This window comes from Moorena sp. SIO3I8, from assembly GCF_010692325.1.
GTDB lineage: Bacteria > Cyanobacteriota > Cyanobacteriia > Cyanobacteriales > Coleofasciculaceae > Moorena.
Genome location: NZ_JAAHHW010000002.1, coordinates 43,167 through 60,099 on the forward strand (window position 1 = coordinate 43,167; position 16,933 = coordinate 60,099).

The 16,933-nt window shown below is 44.5% G+C and carries 20 protein-coding genes; 11 read left to right on the plus strand and 9 right to left on the minus strand.

The genetic code is table 11. The annotated features are described in order from the left end of the window. Positions 1 to 33: 33 nt before the first annotated feature. From F6K51_RS00865 to F6K51_RS00890, 6 genes are all read left to right on the plus strand, one after another. Positions 34 to 1,395, plus strand: a complete 1,362-nt coding sequence (locus tag F6K51_RS00865; RefSeq protein ID WP_293017389.1) for a hypothetical protein — start codon at positions 34 to 36, stop codon at positions 1,393 to 1,395. 48 nt (positions 1,396 to 1,443) lie between these two features. Further along, positions 1,444 to 1,707, plus strand: a complete 264-nt coding sequence (locus tag F6K51_RS00870; RefSeq protein ID WP_293017390.1) for an acyl carrier protein — start codon at positions 1,444 to 1,446, stop codon at positions 1,705 to 1,707. Beyond that, the gene (locus F6K51_RS00875; protein ID WP_293017391.1) at positions 1,707 to 2,936 is read left to right on the plus strand and encodes a beta-ketoacyl-[acyl-carrier-protein] synthase family protein; all 1,230 of its coding nucleotides are present in this window, start codon (positions 1,707 to 1,709) and stop codon (positions 2,934 to 2,936) included. The genes F6K51_RS00870 and F6K51_RS00875 overlap by 1 nt, the downstream gene beginning before the upstream one ends. A 14-nt stretch (positions 2,937 to 2,950) precedes the next feature. Further along, positions 2,951 to 4,198: a beta-ketoacyl-[acyl-carrier-protein] synthase family protein gene (locus F6K51_RS00880; protein ID WP_293017392.1), complete on the plus strand. Its 1,248-nt coding sequence runs from the start codon at positions 2,951 to 2,953 to the stop codon at positions 4,196 to 4,198. Positions 4,199 to 4,342: 144 nt separating this feature from the next. Continuing rightward, positions 4,343 to 5,080: an SDR family oxidoreductase gene (locus F6K51_RS00885; protein ID WP_293017393.1), complete on the plus strand. Its 738-nt coding sequence runs from the start codon at positions 4,343 to 4,345 to the stop codon at positions 5,078 to 5,080. A 146-nt stretch (positions 5,081 to 5,226) separates the two neighbouring features. Beyond that, positions 5,227 to 5,997: an aspartyl/asparaginyl beta-hydroxylase domain-containing protein gene (locus F6K51_RS00890; protein WP_293017394.1), complete on the plus strand. Its 771-nt coding sequence runs from the start codon at positions 5,227 to 5,229 to the stop codon at positions 5,995 to 5,997. 303 nt (positions 5,998 to 6,300) lie between these two features. On the opposite strand, the gene F6K51_RS00895 is transcribed toward F6K51_RS00890, so the two are convergent. Then, positions 6,301 to 7,905, minus strand: a complete 1,605-nt coding sequence (locus tag F6K51_RS00895; RefSeq protein WP_293017395.1) for an FkbM family methyltransferase — start codon at positions 7,903 to 7,905, stop codon at positions 6,301 to 6,303. 161 nt (positions 7,906 to 8,066) lie between these two features. Between F6K51_RS00895 and F6K51_RS00900 the strand changes: the two genes are divergently transcribed. Beyond that, positions 8,067 to 9,374: an FAD-binding oxidoreductase gene (locus tag F6K51_RS00900; RefSeq protein ID WP_293017396.1), complete on the plus strand. Its 1,308-nt coding sequence runs from the start codon at positions 8,067 to 8,069 to the stop codon at positions 9,372 to 9,374. Here the strand turns inward: F6K51_RS00900 and F6K51_RS00905 are convergent. Continuing rightward, positions 9,342 to 9,506, minus strand: a complete 165-nt coding sequence (locus F6K51_RS00905; protein WP_293017397.1) for a hypothetical protein — start codon at positions 9,504 to 9,506, stop codon at positions 9,342 to 9,344. The two genes, F6K51_RS00900 and F6K51_RS00905, sit on opposite strands and share 33 nt — an antisense overlap. 171 nt (positions 9,507 to 9,677) lie before the next feature. Here F6K51_RS00905 and F6K51_RS00910 point away from each other — a divergent pair, with 171 nt between their 5' ends. After that, on the plus strand, positions 9,678 to 11,012 hold the full coding sequence (locus F6K51_RS00910) for a heterodisulfide reductase-related iron-sulfur binding cluster (RefSeq protein ID WP_293017398.1): 1,335 nt from the start codon (positions 9,678 to 9,680) through the stop codon (positions 11,010 to 11,012). 34 nt (positions 11,013 to 11,046) lie between these two features. On the opposite strand, the gene F6K51_RS00915 is transcribed toward F6K51_RS00910, so the two are convergent. Then, positions 11,047 to 11,490, minus strand: a complete 444-nt coding sequence (locus F6K51_RS00915; RefSeq protein WP_293017399.1) for a DUF2203 domain-containing protein — start codon at positions 11,488 to 11,490, stop codon at positions 11,047 to 11,049. Between the two features lie 81 nt (positions 11,491 to 11,571). On the opposite strand from F6K51_RS00915, the gene F6K51_RS00920 reads away from it, so the two are divergent. Further along, positions 11,572 to 11,856 (plus strand): DUF6439 family protein, encoded by a 285-nt coding sequence (locus F6K51_RS00920; protein WP_293017400.1) that lies wholly within the window; start codon positions 11,572 to 11,574, stop codon positions 11,854 to 11,856. Positions 11,857 to 11,868: 12 nt separating this feature from the next. Here F6K51_RS00920 and F6K51_RS00925 read toward each other — a convergent pair whose 3' ends face one another. From F6K51_RS00925 to F6K51_RS00945, 5 genes are all read right to left on the minus strand, one after another. Continuing rightward, positions 11,869 to 12,315: an anti-sigma regulatory factor gene (locus F6K51_RS00925; protein ID WP_293017401.1), complete on the minus strand. Its 447-nt coding sequence runs from the start codon at positions 12,313 to 12,315 to the stop codon at positions 11,869 to 11,871. Between the two features lie 449 nt (positions 12,316 to 12,764). Further along, positions 12,765 to 12,890, minus strand: coding sequence for a hypothetical protein (locus F6K51_RS00930; RefSeq protein ID WP_293017402.1), 126 nt, complete (start codon positions 12,888 to 12,890; stop codon positions 12,765 to 12,767). 16 nt (positions 12,891 to 12,906) lie between these two features. Continuing rightward, complete coding sequence (rlmD, locus tag F6K51_RS00935; protein ID WP_293017403.1) at positions 12,907 to 14,292, minus strand: 23S rRNA (uracil(1939)-C(5))-methyltransferase RlmD; 1,386 nt, start codon at positions 14,290 to 14,292, stop codon at positions 12,907 to 12,909. A gap of 115 nt (positions 14,293 to 14,407) precedes the next feature. After that, on the minus strand, positions 14,408 to 14,560 hold the full coding sequence (locus tag F6K51_RS00940; protein ID WP_293017404.1) for a hypothetical protein: 153 nt from the start codon (positions 14,558 to 14,560) through the stop codon (positions 14,408 to 14,410). 23 nt (positions 14,561 to 14,583) lie between these two features. Further along, a complete protein-coding gene (locus F6K51_RS00945; RefSeq protein WP_269087059.1) occupies positions 14,584 to 14,706 on the minus strand; it encodes a hypothetical protein in 123 nt (40 codons plus the stop codon). 24 nt (positions 14,707 to 14,730) lie between these two features. Here F6K51_RS00945 and apcD point away from each other — a divergent pair, with 24 nt between their 5' ends. After that, positions 14,731 to 15,225 (plus strand): allophycocyanin subunit alpha-B, encoded by a 495-nt coding sequence (gene apcD / locus F6K51_RS00950; protein ID WP_075902771.1) that lies wholly within the window; start codon positions 14,731 to 14,733, stop codon positions 15,223 to 15,225. A gap of 257 nt (positions 15,226 to 15,482) precedes the next feature. Further along, entirely contained in the window at positions 15,483 to 15,905 is a 423-nt protein-coding gene (locus F6K51_RS00955; RefSeq protein WP_293017405.1) for a hypothetical protein, read from the plus strand. A 219-nt stretch (positions 15,906 to 16,124) separates the two neighbouring features. Here F6K51_RS00955 and F6K51_RS00960 read toward each other — a convergent pair whose 3' ends face one another. Beyond that, positions 16,125 to 16,925: a hypothetical protein gene (locus F6K51_RS00960; protein ID WP_293017406.1), complete on the minus strand. Its 801-nt coding sequence runs from the start codon at positions 16,923 to 16,925 to the stop codon at positions 16,125 to 16,127. Positions 16,926 to 16,933 lie beyond the last annotated feature (8 nt).

Genomic DNA, 16,933 nt, shown 5'->3' on the forward strand with positions numbered 1-16,933 from the left:
ACGTAATCAATCATTTTTTGGGAGCCATAACTCATGTCCACAGTATTGACCTATACTTTTAATCCCACCACGGTGCAAGCCAATACCCGCAAGAGCTTTACCCTAGTGGCTACAAATGGCTCTACCCCTCTCTCCTTAAATACTAGGAATGCAATTTATTTGGCGGTGCCGGTAGGAGATGAGGCTAGCGATCTGACCCCTAACTTGAATGAGATTAGCACTCAAGCACCGGATAAGTGGCGCTTTAACGCGACTAATCAGGGTGGAGAGTACAACTTTATTATTTCACCCACCCAAAATTTCACCATCAATGCCAATGCTTCGCTAGTTTTCGAACTGAACAATGTGATCATCAATCCAGTTCAAGGTAACGCCAAAGTGGTTTTGGAAGAGTTTGTTCAGATGACCCCAGGACAAACTGAGTTTACGATACAAAAAAATGAAGCCCAGCTTAGTATTGTTGCTCAAGCAATCCCCTCTACTGTGGGTCGTAACCAAACCACCGATTTGAAATGGAATGCAGCTAAGGCTGCTTATGTGATCATTCAACCGATCAATAAACAGGTTGACACCAGTGGTGAGTATCCGACTACACCATCCCAGGATGTCACTCCTGAAGCACCCCAAGTCACGTATTCCCTCACGGCCTGGACGCCAGATCAAAAATTTGCCCGCGACAATGTAACAGTCACCATTAGTCCACCTGTATTTAGGAAGGTGGAACCACAAAATCAACCTCCGATCGACCTTGATGCAGAAGTTAAGTTGGAGTGGAATGTAGAATACGCCGAAACTGTACAACTGACTTTACCTCAGGGGGTAGTCCCACAACCCACCAGCGGTTCTCTGGAGGTAAAACCCCAGCAAATGTTAGTGGGTAATGCTGAATCAGTTACCTATACTTGGCGTGCTACAGGTGCTGATCAACCAGTATTTGCCTCGGTGGAAATTCCCTTTAATCCAGTGACGATCGACTATTTTCGCTACCCAAACTTCGAGACAACCAACACTTTTCAAGTCCAAGTCACCAATGGCTTTACAAATGTTGAACAACACTATGTTGAAGGGGGCAGCTACTTTAAACTGACTGCCACAGGTCCTCGTGGTCCACTCGTTCAATATCTGGGGGATTACGAAGCCTTACAGATCCAAGTATTTCTAAGCAGCAGTAATAATGTAAGCCCTGGTACAGAGGTCGAGCTACAATGGCAAACAGTACTAGCCACCTCTCTCTCCCTAGAGTCGGATGATGGCTGCTCCACCCCCATTAGCCACGATCAAATCGCCCGAGGCAAGTTAAACGTTACACCCACTCAAAGTACTCTCTACACTCTCAAAGCCACTGATGCCAATGACAATATTATTACGAGCCAGTTGCAAGTTACGGTGAGCTAAGATTGCCCATGTAAGTAATAAGATTGCCCATGATTCAGGAGAAAAGCCGTGTCAACTATTGAAGAAGTAGTTTATGCTGCCATCCGTAAGGTCAAGCCTTCCCTGTTGGAGACTGAATTAAGCCTCGCCACTCGATTTGACGACTACCGTATCACTTCTATGGAAATGGCGATGATTGTCTTTGAAATCGAGGATCATTATGATATTGAAATTGAGGCCCACACTCTAATTGACTTTGATACGATCGGTGCAGCCTGTGAATTTATAGCGAAACTGCTTGCCAAGAAGAACCTTCAGGGAGTAGCTACCTAATGAGCATCCTCAGCGATGACGAACGGGTCGTTATTACTGGTTTAGGTTGTGTCTCTGCTCATGGTGTCGGTGTGCGCCCCTTTTGGAACCAGGTCGTAGAAGGTCACAGCGCAATTGCGCCTACAACTCGTGCCCAAGCTGGCCACAGCATAACTGTCCCAGCAGCACCAGTGACTGAATTTCAATTACAACACCATATCAAAACACCCCAACAGCCCTTGCTTGATCCCTTCAGCCAATATGCCCTGGTAGCTGCTCATGAAGCTATCAACGATGCTGCATGGGATCTAACTCAACTACCTAGGAGTGAAGTCGCAGTAATTCTTGGTTCTACCAGTGGTGGCGAGGCCAGTCGAGAAAACGAAGCAGTCCGTTTTTTTTATCAGGGAAAGAAACGTTGTAATCCAGCTTTGGTGACTCGTACTAACCATCAGGCAGTGGTGTGCGGGATTTCCATGCATTTTGGTTTTACCGGTCCTGCTTTTGTCGTTCATACTGGCTGTGCATCGGGTACCCATGCTATTGCTCAAGCCTACTTAATGTTACGCCATGGTCAAGCCCGTTATGCTGTCACTGGTGGTGCAGAAGCTTGTGTAATGTTCTCCACCCTGGTAGCCTTTCAAGCCATGGGAGTGTTAGCGACTGACACCTGCCGCCCTTTTTCCTCTGGTCGGACTGGTATGGCTTTGGGAGAAGGAGCAGGAGTAATCACTCTGGAAACTTTAGCAGCAGCCAGGGAGCGCCATGCCCCAATCTATGCAGAACTAGCAGGTATTGGTATGAGTGCTGACGCTAGTGACCCAGTCAATCCAGTGGTTCATGGGCCGATAAAAGCCATGCAACTAGCCTTGGATCGTGCTGGTTTAAAACCGAAACAGGTCGATTACATCAATGCTCACGGTACTGGTACCCAGTCCAACGATCAAGTAGAGAATGAAGCAATCAAACAACTGTTTGATGCCCATGCAACCCACTTAGCGGTATCATCCACCAAAGCGAGTCATGGACATGCTCTCGGTGCCTCTGGAGGTTTTGAATTGATTGCTACTGTTTTGAGCCTACAGGAAGGGCTGCTGCCACCCACTGCAAATTTCACCACACCTGACCCAAAGTGTGACTTGGATTATATACCCAATCATAGCCGCGAACAGCGTATATCAGTGGCTCTGTCCAACTCCTTTGCTCTGGGTGGTCTCAACGCAGTATTAGCTGTTACATCGGTAAGATAAAAGCGAGGTGATCGATGTCTGCTCCGTTCAGAAGCAATAATAGCAGCCGCCGAGTTGTGATTACTGGTATGGGTCTTGTTTCTCCTCTTGGCAATACCCTGGACAGCTACTGGCAACGCCTATGTGCTGGAGAGAGCAGCATCCAAATACAAGTGCGAAACAGCAAACAATGGCCAAGCCATCAGTCATGGTTGGCGGCGGCTGTATCATCAAACTTGCCAGATGACTTACCTGGCAAGATTTCCCCACACTTACTGGATGATTTTGCCCGTTATGCCGTACTCGCTGCAGAGCAGGCATTGCAACAGGCTGGTAAGGATGTTATTCTTGAGCGTCGTCAACAAGTGGGAGTAATTCTTGGCACTGCTGTTGGCGGTGATGAATCCCGCAACGAAGCTACCTATCGAGCCTATATCAAACAACGCCCACCTTCACCACAAACTATCATCCGCGCCATGGCTAACGGTGCTGTGAGTGCTGTTTCCCTAGCCTATGGCTTGCAAGGTATTCACTATGCTGTGTCCAGTGCTTGTGCCTCTGGTACCCACGCCATTGGCCAAGCCTACCAATCAATTCGTAACGGCTGTGCAGAATTGATTCTAGCCGGTGGCAGCGAACAACTGCCATCCTACAGCCTGTACCGAAGTTGGCAGCAGATGGGGGTACTTAGCCCAGACGGTTGTCGGCCGTTTTGTGCCAGCCGCAACGGTATCATTCTTGGCGAAGGTGCAGGTGTGCTAGTGCTGGAATCTCTAGCCTCTGCCCGCGCCCGCAATGCTACTATTCATGGGGAAATCGTTGGTTTTGCTCACAATGCTTCAGCTAAAGACTGGATCCAACCTGACGCCGACACAATGGCTCACTGCATCCGCACTGCAATTCAAGCAGCCAAGTGGAAGCAGGAAGAAGTAATTTATATTAATGCTCATGGCACTGGTACTAAACTAAATGATATCGCCGAAACTGCTGCCATTCATCAAGTTTTTGGTAGCCATGCTAGCACCGTCAAAGTCTCCTCCAGCAAAGCTCATCATGGTCATACCCTTGGTGCTGCTGGTGCGCTGGAATGTATTGCTACAGTTCTCGCGCTTCAACACCGCACTGCACCCCCCAATACTATCACCCATGTCCCCGACCCTGACTGCAAGCTGAACCTGATTACTGGTGCTGCCACTCCCCTAGATGGCGACTATGCCCTTAGCCATTCTTTTGCTTTTGGTGGCTTAAATGGAGTCTTGGCCCTACAACGATTTCAGGAGTGACAGAGATACTATTGGACAGGATTACTTGACACTTTACTTCCCTTAGTCTAAAGGAAACTCTACAACCATAGAGAATTTAGTCCCTAGCGTCGATAAATCACAATTACTGGTGGAACAATAGCAATACTTGAAGAGACAGAAATTATGACTTCAGAGGGCGTATTAATTGTAACAGGTGGTAGCCGTGGCCTAGGTGAAGCAATCGTGCGGGATGCCCTCAAGCGTGGACAATTTGTCGCTACTTGTAGCCGGGTTGAATCTAAATTTATTTATGATATGCGCAACTCTGATCCCCAGGAAGAACAATTTTACTGGCAACAACTTGATCTCACCGATCCCGAACAAACCACCACCTTCATCAAAACGGTAGCAAGACGTTATAAAAATATCACTGGTCTGGTGAACAATGCTGGCCAAAGCCAAGGCCAATTTTTATCACTCACCCGCGACCAGCTTGTACAACAACTGCTTGCCATTAATCTTGAAGCAGTTATCCGTGTTACCCGTCTAGTCTTACCTTACATGCTCCGCAACAGCAGCGGCTCCATTGTTAATCTCAGTTCAATCTCTGGCCACCGGGGTGCTGCTGGTCTCTCTGTATACGGTGCCACTAAAAGTGCCCTTGAAGGTTTTAGTCGTTGTCTAGCCCGTGAGGTTGGAAGTCGCCAAGTACGTGTTAATGCTGTAGCTCCTGGATTGCTTACCACTAGCATGGCTGACAACACACCTGAAGAAGAAAAACAACGTATTATCCAACACACCCCTATGGGTCGCCTCGGCAATGTCGATGACGTTGTTGGTTTAATCAGATTCCTTCTCTCTGAGGAAGCCCGGTTTATTACTGGCCAGAACATAGTTGTCGATGGTGGCTTTACCTGTTAAACAGAAAACTACTAGCATAAGCTCAGTAACCTAACTGTCTTTTAGGCGTTTTCCTTCAGTTCCTCAAAGTTCGCTGAAAAATTTTCATAAGTTTAGGGAGTCCATGTGACACTCAAGTAGTAGTTGTAGATTAAAGGATACAGACCATGAATCTAAAACGCTTGTACTGCATTATTAAAAATCGTCTGGTGACTTATAAAATTGTTGCTATTTTCAATCCGATTTTTAATATATTTATCGGTGGCAATCATCGACCAGTGTTTTTTAATATTGAAGAAGATTACCCAACTTTAAAAATATTTGAGCAACATTATGCAGTCATTAAGGCTGAATTAGAAGCAGTCCTTGTCCATCAAGATCGAATGCCTCGCTATCACGAAATTGATGACGATTTGCTCTATGCGTCTGGACGGTACAATCGTGACAAACGTTGGAATATATATATGCTGTTTTGCTATGGCGAAAAACCTCAGTTTAATCGAGAGCTTTGTCCGGAAACTTGTGCGTTGTTGGATAGTATTCCTAATCTTTGTCAAGGCTTTTTTTCGATACTCGATCCAGGTAAATCTATTCCCCTACATACTAGTCCATCCCGCTATTATCTACGCTATCACTTAGGTTTGAAAGTACCCAAGCACAATCCTCCCATTCTCAAAATCAAGGACTGTGAATATTCTTGGAAAGAAGGTGAGGGTGTTTTATTTGATGATAGTTGGGAACACGAAATTATCAATAATGCTGATGAATTGCGTGCAGTTCTCATTGTTGATGTTCTCCGACCTATGGCCTTGCCAGTTCATGTTCTCGGTAAGTTCATTATGTTTCTTGCTCGCTGGATCTATGCGTTGGAAACTCATCGCCGAATAAGAAGATTTTTTTGGACTGAATCTGTTGGCGAGAGTGCAGCAGCTCCTTGATGACTGGGTGGTGATCTGAAAGTAGTGATGAAGCTCAACTGCTGCTCATTAACCTTGTTCTTGGAATTAATCGCTGTAAACCCCCGGCTATGCAGGCAGGGTAAACGGATCTTATAAACCTTTGTATGTTGCCTGTTGACTGTTGCTTGATTTAACTACTTTTTTTTAACATATTCCACCAGTACCAAAAAATTAATAACGGAAGTGATAACAATGAATTGAAGTACCGAAACAATCAAATATTAGCACTGTTCCCTGTTCCCCGTTCCCTGTTCCCTTGAAACCCAAATACTATATCCTCAACTATTCTTCCCTTGCTATATTTTCAGGCAACGCAATAATATTCAGTCTTCCTTGTAAATCCTCCCTAGAATTTATCGGAATTAGCTGCCCTAGGTAAGGCTGATATTGATATAGTTGATAGTTCTTGGATATGAGAAAATCAGCAACAGCTAGGTTACTCCCCCGACTCCCTGCAATATTTTCGTACAGTATCGTTGGGGTAAATTCCGTTAAAATCCTGTTGCTCCCTGCTAAAACTTGCAGTTCGTGACCTTCTGCATCAATTTTCAACAAATCAACCTTGCTAATAGCTTCTTGCTCAATCAAACTATCCAGAGTAAAGCAGGAAACTTCCTCAAAACTACCAGATTTTACAGTTCCTTCTCCATCACTAGAAACAATTTCATTAAGTTCGCTAGCACCATGAAGAGCCAGTTGAGCTGTACCATTGCGATCGCTAGCTGCTCCTGCACACACTTTCACCCAGTCTAACTGATTAATAGTACAGGTTTCTTCTAAACAACGAACACAACCAGAAAACGGTTCAACCGCTAGCACACACCCTTCTGGTCCTACTCGTAAAGCAGCACTAAAAGTGTAGACTCCCACATTAGCACCAACATCAATAACAGTCATTCCAGGTTGGAGCCAGTTGCGCCAAAACTCCATTTCTTTTTCAAACCAGTCTCCTTGAGCAATTAACACACTTGTCACCAAACTCCGGAGACTTGGCTCAACCGCTAATAGTAACTGTTCTTCAAAGGTCACATAAGTAAATGGACTTTCAACCTCCAATTCAGTCCATTCAAACCCGATTAAATCCGAATTTTCGTCCTTAATCTCGCCAGCCCTAGCTAGCCCCATATTTCGCCAATACTTAGCTAAGTCTATCTGTCCTAAATCTCGATAAGCGAGGTATAGGGATTGTATAATCCTAGCAGAATATGGAGCCAAATTTTTAGCCTGGTGTAAATTAAATAATCCTTCCCATTGACTATTGATCAGGCTAGCAATTCCCAACTTTAAATGAATAGAGGGGGAATCGGAGAATAGTTGAACAGCAAGATGGAGAAATCGCAATCCCGTAGCATTATAAAATACCAATTGTGAGCGACATAAAACCTCACTTAACAAAAAAATTGATTGAGCGTAGCCATCCTCAGCATCTAGAATGTGAGCCAATTGCTCATACCGATTATCTGTAAAGTCATTTCCAGGAGGTAGATAAACTAGTCCTAGAGGAATGGATTGCTCATTAATATCAGCAGGATGTAGGGTATTAATTAACGTTGGAAATGCTGTTTGTATCCCCTGCTCCATTTCTCCAGTCATGGCGAAAACTAGAGCTAAATGAGCAGCACACAGGGGATGACCAGACAACTCAATTCCCTGATTCAAAGCATCAAAAGCCATCTCCAGATACATGGCACGTAGGGATGAGTTTTCACATTGTTCAGCTTCAATTAATGCTACTACAGCACAGTTGTTCAATTCTATAGCAGAAGTCGGATTATCCCAAGACGTACTTTCAATACTGGTCTCTACAGTAGATAAAGCCTCTGAATCCAGATTCAGACCAGCACTTTCGAGATATTGCCAATAGGAATCAGCATAATTGACAGACATTTCCGCTTTCTCTCAATAAAGGTTCGCTGTACTGTTTGTAGCTCTAACACACAGTTATAAGCTGATAGGAAAGACGATCAGGATCTGTTTTTGTTCACCAATCCCTTACGATTACTATATGGATTATCCCACAATCTGATCAACAAACCCCCTCAACTTCTATGAATGCGATCGCTTCAACCCTCGAACCAATTGTCGAAAATTCCAATATCTACACCTGGGAAAACCTAGACCCAAGCTGGCAAGAGCGAATCAAACCAGCCATTGCTCCCGACACCCTTCCCAAGAGTATCATTTACCCTAGCACACCCGAGCAACTAGCCCAAGTCATAGGTCTAGCTCATTCCCAACATTATCATCTCCTCCCCTGTGGTAACGGCAGTAAATTAGGCTGGGGAGGTATCGGTAAAGACATTGATGTGGTAGTTAGTACCAAGCACCTAAACCAAATCATTGACCACGCCGTAGGAGACTTGACAGTTACCGTAGAAGCCGGAGTGAAATTAGCTGACTTACAAGCAATTTTATCAAAAACCGGTCAATTTCTAGCATTAGATCCAGCTAATCCCCAAGAAGCAACCATTGGAGGTATTATTGCTACCGCAGACAGTGGCTCCCTAAGTCAACGCTATGGAGGGGTTCGGGATATGTTGCTCGGCATTTCCTTTGTCCGCAGTGATGGACAAATCGCTAAAGCCGGGGGTCGAGTGGTAAAGAATGTCGCTGGATATGATTTGATGAAGCTGTTTACTGGCTCCTATGGCACCCTCGGAATTATCACTCAGGCAACCTTTCGGCTATATCCAATACCACAAGCAGCAGAAACTATTGTGTTGACAGGTGAAATGGATGGAATTGCCTCAGCTGTAAAAACAGTATTAGCCTCAGCCTTGACTCCCACAGCACTAGACTTATTATCCCCTAAGTTAGTCACAGAATTAGGGATTGGTCAGGAGATGGGATTGATGGTAAGGTTCCAAAGTGTAGCAGACAGTGTCAAGGAGCAATGTGCTCGAATACAGTCAGTTGCAGAACAGTTAGGGTTACGGAATAGTTTTTATAGTAACGGGGATGACACCAGTCTATGGGAATCATTGGCAAACTCAATTGGTAAATTGGGACAATCCTCAACAATTGTCTGCAAAATAGGAGTATTACCAACTGCTGCGGCTAAGACATTGAACACCTTGGAAAGCTTAGGAGGATTGGGATTGATTCATGTTAGAAGTGGCTTAGGGAAAGTGTGGTTTGAATCCCAAGCAGTTAGTTCAGAAATGATTAAAACTATGCGCAATTTTTGTAAAACTGAACAAGGATTTATGACAGTATTAGAAGCTCCCATAACCTTGAAGCAGGAGTTAGATGTTTGGGGATATCAAGGTAATGGATTAGAGGTAATGCGTGGAATTAAACAAAAGTTTGACCCAGAAAATGTTTTAAGTCCTGGTCGATTTATTGGAGGAATTTGATTTATGGGTTTTAGGGAGTCGGAACCCACCCCGTTCCCCTCCCAGGAGGGGAACGGGAGTCGGGAGTCGGGAGTCAGGAGTCGGGAGTCGGGAGTCGGGGTAAAAAACTTGAAAGTATCTTATAACTATCATAAACGCTATATCAATCATAAATGATAAATTCCCAATCACCATTCACCAGTAAACCTTAAACCTTAAACCTTCAACCTTCAACATTACAACCTTAAACCTTCCAACCTTAAACCTTCAACATTACAACCTTAAACCTTAAACCTTCAACATTACAACCTTAAACCTTTAAAAATGACCAATATCCAACAACTAACCACGAATAAGCAAAATGGTTTTGATGCTGAAAAACCGCCCAAGCAGGAATTGATTGATTCCTGCGTTCATTGTGGCTTTTGTCTTTCCACCTGTCCAAGTTACCGGGTGCTTGGCAAAGAGATGGATTCCCCTCGGGGTCGGATCTATTTAATGAATGCAATTAGTCAAGGGGAAGCTCCCCTGGCCGAGGGGAGCACACAACATTTTGATTCTTGTTTGGGATGTTTGGCTTGTGTGACAACTTGTCCGTCTGGGGTTGAGTACGATAAGCTAATCTCCGCCACTCGTCATCAAGTTCAGCGAAATCAGCCTCGTAGTTTTCCAGATTCCCTGTTTAGACAGCTAATTTTTAGCTTGTTTCCCTATCCGGGGCGATTGCGTTCATTATTGTTTCCTTTATATCTCTACCAGACCTTGGGCGTGCAGAAATTAGTGCGTTCTACGAATTGGCTCAAACTGCTATCTCCTCGGTTAGCAGCCATGGAGTCAATGCTGCCAAAAGTTACTCTAGAGTCGTTTCGGGATAATTTGCCCGATGTTATTCCCGCTGTGGGTAAGAAGCGTTACCGGGTAGGGGTAATACTTGGCTGTGTGCAACGGTTGTTTTTCTCCCCAGTGAATGAAGCAACAGTCAGGGTGTTGACCGCCAATGGCTGTGAAGTGGTGATTCCCAAAACTCAGGGCTGTTGTGCCGCTTTGCCAGAACACCAAGGAGAAACCAAGCAAGCTCAAGCCTTAGCACGACAGATGATTGATAGTTTTGAGGGGACAGAAGTTGATGCCATCATTATTAATGCTGCTGGCTGCGGTCATACCTTGAAGGAGTATGGTCACATCCTGGAAGATGACCCCGAGTATGCCCAAAAAGCTCAGGAATTTGCGGGTAAGGTGAGGGATGCCCAGGAATTTCTAGCTAGTGTGGGACTAACTGCAACCCTTTCACCGCTTAGGGATGAGCCATTGACTATTGTCTATCAGGATGCTTGTCACCTATTACATGGACAGAAGATTAGTGTACAACCGCGACAGTTATTGCGGCAAATTCCAGGAGTGACTTTACGGGAACCGATGGATGCCGCCTTGTGTTGCGGTAGTGCTGGAGTTTACAACATGCTGCAACCGGAAGTAGCGGATGAGCTGGGACAACAAAAGGTGAATAATTTATTGAATACTGGGGCAGAGTTGATTGCTTCCCCGAATCCAGGCTGTTCATTGCAGATCAAGAAGCATTTGAAGCTGCAACGAAAAGACATTACCTTAATGCATCCGATGGAGTTACTGGATTATTCGATACGAGGATTAGGAATTTAGCTTTAGGCACACAAGAACAACTGTCAACAAGTAACTAACTCACACAAGACCTAAGTATCCAACCAATCACCAAACCCAATCCCCCAAAGCGCACCCCATGCCAAAACGGTTCCCGTAGACTATGCCAAGAAAACAACTGACTCTCTAAATTCAGCTCCAGGACTTCCAGTTGTTCCTGGATTTGCCTTAACTCAGCCTTTAGGGCTTGTCGATTAGTTTTAGTATTAGTAGTTTTAGTCTTATTACTATTAGTCTGATTACTTTTAGTCTTGCGCAAGTCTTTCCTAACTTGCTCTCGACGCTCCTGGAGTTGAGCTTGCTGTCGCTGATCCCGCTGCACCTGAGTATAACGTTTCTTGAGAGTATTAAGCGATCGCTCTATCTGACCCAATTCCTCTTCAAACTCAGCAACATCTTGTTGATCCTCTCTATTTTTTGCTGAATTACGGTAAGATGAATCAAACGATTCTGGAGGCATATAGCAATCCTAAATCCTAGGTTAAAATAGTTGGGAGTTAGTCAGCACTGACACACTCCCCCACTCAGCACTCAAAAAACAATGCCTGAATCCATCCAATTCCCCAAAACTGATGCTAAGATCGAACCTAGCACTCTGGAATTGGCTCAAGCCTTAGCAGAGCGTTTGGCGATCAGACCCAATGATTGGCATCGCCTCAAGTCTAATCGCTCAGCCCGAGCCAGTGAGCAGGCTGCTGCTGCTTTGGTATTTCTGCTCAATGAACATCCAGAAGAAGCCCTTGAACGATTGCGCCAAGCCTCTGGATGGCTAGACCGCTCTATTTCAGCTCCCCCGTGTCCAACTCATGGGAAACGCCACCCTTAGGGAAATAGGGGATTAGGAAAATAGAGGGCGCTTAGAGGGATGCTTCACTTGTTTACAAAGCCTAATTTCCGTTCCCTGGTTATTCCAGAGGACTTGATCGAAGATTTGGTGAAGGAGGCTCATGCCCCTACCGCTTTCTGATTCATCGCAGGGTAGGCTAACGTCGGTAGTCTCTTGGTCGTCACCATGGGTAAAACCAGACCCTTCATCTGAAATTACCCACCAATATTCACCATTGACTACTGAAAATTGAACCTCTACGGTCTTACTTGGGTCTAAATTATTACCGTGCTTTGCTGCATTCACTAATGCTTCTTGTAATCCCAGCCGGAGTTCCGGTTGCCATTTATTGGGAATTTGTTCAAGAAGCAAATCGAGGATCGGGCAAAGGTAAAGGGTAGAAGCAAAGCTAACCGTTTCCCAACCGCACTCAGCCGGACTCAAAGATGTGGCAATCACTCAAGAAACCCCTAGCTTTTTTTTGGTGGACTTGATATAATAGGAGGCTAGATACCTGATTTTGATCGGTTTACCCCTAAGCACGGCTGAATCGTGCTCAGGGAGAACTGGACTAGGAACTCTCGATTTCTTGAGGTTGGCTTCTATATTCAAACATGAAGATTCCTGCTAGCATAGCTAAACTACAACCTCTATATGGTTAATTATTCTGTTAATTAGTTCAATAGGTTTTTCACTAATGTCGCTGCTTTACCTATCAGCTCAATGGCAAAAATGCCTAAACAGCGCTATAATAGCCATTTAGCGTTACTCATATTCTGTAACCTTGTTTATTTCTGATTCCCTACGTCTATAGTATCAGAAAATTTTCGCCCAGACCAGACCCTTCTGGGTAATTTCCTCATGAAATACCAGTCAAATAGGTAAATAATTGATGTAGATAATTGAGACTATACATAAAGACTATACATAAAGAAACTATTTATATGGCCGTGCAACCGTTGGGTAAGCTGCCAATTCCCCATCACCAATAATTCCCCATCACCAATCAGGGATGATGCTTGGGTGTTCCACAATTGGGCAACGCCAATATCAGTGCTCGAGAAAAGCAGCACATTCTACATGGGAGGTTTGAGGAAAGAAGTCAGCAGGTTGGATGTGGGTTAACTGGTAGTAACCGTTGAGGCAAAGGAGTTTGAGGTCTCGTGCTAGGGTAGCTGGCTTACAGCTAATATAAACGATCCGTTTTGGTGCCACTTGCCTGAGGATGTCAATCACTGCTGGAGAACATCCCTTACGGGGTGGGTCAAGTATTACAATATCTGGGGCTATAGTCAAATGGGGGAGTAACTGGTCAACTGATCCCGCCTGAAATTTCACATTAGTGATCCGATTGTTCAAGGCATTTTGCTCAGCTTGCTCTACTGATGCGGCTTGCACTTCAATACCGATAGCTTGGCTTACCTGTTGAGCAAGGGGTAGAGTAAACGTCCCAATGCCACAGTAAGCATCAACTACACATTCATCCCCCTTCAGGGCTAGCTGTTTAATGATTAGGTTTAACAAAACCTCAGCCGCTTCAGTATTAACTTGGAAAAACGTATCTGGTCGCAGCCGCAACTCAAGACCAGCAAAGTTCTCCCTCAAGTATGGCTGACCGGCAACACAATAGGTTTGGGAACCAAAAATGACATTACTGCGGTGGGGGTTATGATTCACACAAACACCAACCAGTTGGGGATAACGATTTAGCCAAGTTTGCCCTTGGACATCCAAGTCTTTTAAATTCAGATCCGTTGTGACCAAGGTCAGCAACATCTCGCCAGTCCGTTGTCCAATCTGTAACGAAAGGTGACGCAATCGTCCTTGGTGGCGGCTTTCGTTGTATATCGACCAACCCAATTGCTGAATATCCTGCTTAATTTCCCCTAGCAGAGGATTCAATCGCTGGTCTTGCACGGGGCATTGATTAAGATTAATCAGCTGGTGGCTACCTTTTTGGTAGTAACCCGCTTGAACTGAACCCGTTGCTGAGCGTTTGAGGGGATAGGTAGCTTTGTTTCGATAGCCCAAGGGAGAATCTGTGGTTAAGATTGGTGCTACGGCGGGTTCGCTAAATCCACCAATGCGTTTGAGGGCTTGAATCACCTGATTTTGCTTAGCCAACTGCTGATAATCCCAGCTAACATGCTGCCATTGACAACCACCACACTTATCCGCGACGATACATCTGGGACGAACACGATTAGGGGATTCCACTAACAGTTGCTTTAACTTACCAGTGGCATAGTTAGGTTTGACCCGCATCAGGCGCACCAAAGCTCTATCCCCTGTGACAGTATCCGGAACAAAAACGACCCGATTTCCTAGGCGTCCAACGCCATCACCACTATCACTGAGGTCTGTAATCATTACCTCAATCAGTTGACCTTGTTGCCAACACTCAGGGCTGGGCTGATTAGTTATCATCATTGGCATTATATAGCAAAGGGAACAGGGAGTAGGGAGTAGGGAGTAGTGATATCGGATTCAGTCGCTCATGGTGGAAACCCCCTCAGGTCGGCGCACCCGTCGCTACCTGTAGGGTGTATTATTAAGGTATCCTAGTAGTTATAGCGTTTTTGCGTAAATCCTGATAGTTTTGTTGTAATGCCAGCTTGAGATGGCAAGAGGGGGCAACGGATAGTTCAAGGGAATGTAAAGGATGGGGTAAGAGGGGAAAGAGACTATCGATGCAAGCATGCATGGGTTTTGCTCTATTTGTTGATCTTATGCCCAATGCCCTTCCGTTGTGTCACCCAAAGTCGGTAAACTACTAATTAAAAGTTCTGGCAAGAAGTCCCGAGCTAAAATCTGTAATTTAGCTTGGGATGAATCGCCTGAGTAACTCAATAAAAAACTCCATAAACTAATAACATGAGTGTAGTTAGTCAAGTCATTCTCAAAGCCGACGACGAGCTGAGATACCTCAGCTCTGGTGAACTCAGAAGTATCAATGATTTTTTGCAAAGTGGTGAGCAGCGATTGCGCATTGCTGCCACCCTGTCGGAAAATGAAAAAAAGATTGTACAAAAAGCCAGCAGTCAGCTGTGGCAGAAACGCCCTGACTTCATAGCACCAGGAGGCAATGCCTATGGTCAGCGTGAACGGAATCAGTGTTTACGGGACTATGGTTGGTACTTGCGGTTGGTCACCTATGGTGTACTTGCTGGTGATCAGAAACCTATTGAAGACATTGGTATCATCGGGGCAAGAGAAATGTATAATGCCCTAGGTGTGCCAATGGCAGGGATGTCAGAAGCGATAAATTGCTTAAAAGAGGCATCTTTGGGAATCCTAACCGATGAGGATGCTGACCTGACAGGTCCCTACTTCGATTACATTATTCAAGCAATGTCTCCTAAGTCCTAAGTCATTAGTCCTAAGTCATTGGTGATTAGTCATTAGTCATTGGTCATCTAAAAATAGCCAATGGTTAATTGTCAATGGTAAATTAACAATTAACCATTAACAATTAGCAATTAGCAATTAACAAAAGACTAATGATTAATGACCTCAAATCCCACGCATTGTAGTCGTGGGATTCTTTAAATTACATGTGGTTAATCAAAAAACTACCCTGGCTTCCATTATCAATTCTTCTGTTAAGCCATAGTATTTTTGGCTGGATGATATCTGTTGAATGTCAGGAATTGAGTTGGGTAGAACAGACTACATCAGGATCACATCATTCCTTATTTAAGGTATCGGTATGGCTCTGGCTGATTGGAGCAGTTTATATCTTGTTGATGGCTTTGGCTATAACTGCTCCAGTGTATCAGATTAGAAAATTGTACGGGACTTGGATGAAATCTGATACCAAAGCTTTTGTTTCCGTAATTTTCAGCTCTTTCCTAGGCGTTATCATCCTGCGCTGGATTCATTATTCTAGCCGTATCCTGGTGCTGATTGCTGCTGCTGCCTTAACCAGATTAGATCTTCAAACAGAAGGATACGGTGAATGGCAGGCTTTCTGGATTATCTGTGGGGTTTCTCTAACAGGTTTTAGTGTAGGGTTATTACTAAATCAGTTACTAATAGCAATTATATAGCCATGTTGATAGACATTAGTGTCGGCTTTTTAGTAATGGGTAATGGGTAATGGGTAATGGCGATATCCGAGTCGTCAACCTTAAACCTTCTAACCTTAAACCTTCTAACCTTCTAACCTTCTAACCTTCTAACCTTCAACCTTCAACCTTCTAACCTTAAACCTTCTAACCTTCTAACCTTCTAACCTTAAACCTTCTAACCTTAAACAATAAACACTATTAATCTGTCTGGGGCAGTTTAATTTGAACTGCTCCTTCTGGTGTGATGATAACTTTACCACCTAGGGCTTCAATTCTACTAATGGCGATTTTGCTAGTGCGAGGGTCAGGGGAGTTATTTAACACCATTGACCAAGCACTTACTTGAGCTATCTTACTAGTAGGATTGCGCCTTATAAATTCAGCAGTGTTGCGGGAAATTTCAGCAATGTTTTGACTTTGTTCATCAGGGGATTGACTTGCCCAATCGGCTGATTTTTCAAAGGATTGTTGGGCGGCTTTAGGGTCACCCAAAAATAATAATTCATCAATTCCTTTGTAACGCCACACATAATAAGACTGAGGAGGAACTTTAGGGGATAGTGACTGGAGTCCTTTTTCCATTAAGGCGACGGATTTTTCTGGCATTCCTGCATATAAGGAGCTACTACTAGATAGAAAGAAATAGGCGGTTAAAAATTTGGGGTCTCGGTTTATTATAATGTCAAAGTACTCTGGGCTAAGCTGATAGCTAGTAATTCGGCGAGCGTCTTGATCACCAAAGTACTGAAGGAAATTCAGAAATACCCAGTCAGCTAATACATTATCGAAGCCAAATGTAGGTAGTCTCTCAAGGAGATTGAGATACACTTGTGTTGCTTCTACATCTCGCTGGAGGTCTGCAGGTGAGGTGTTTTTGGAGCTTTGTTTGAGGGCATTGAGTTGGGGTTGCTGTAGCTTTCCAACTACTAATATACAACCTAGGAGAATTATGATTGCTCCTAGGGATTGGGTTAGTCTTTGAGGAAATTGCCAAGGCATCTGTCTAA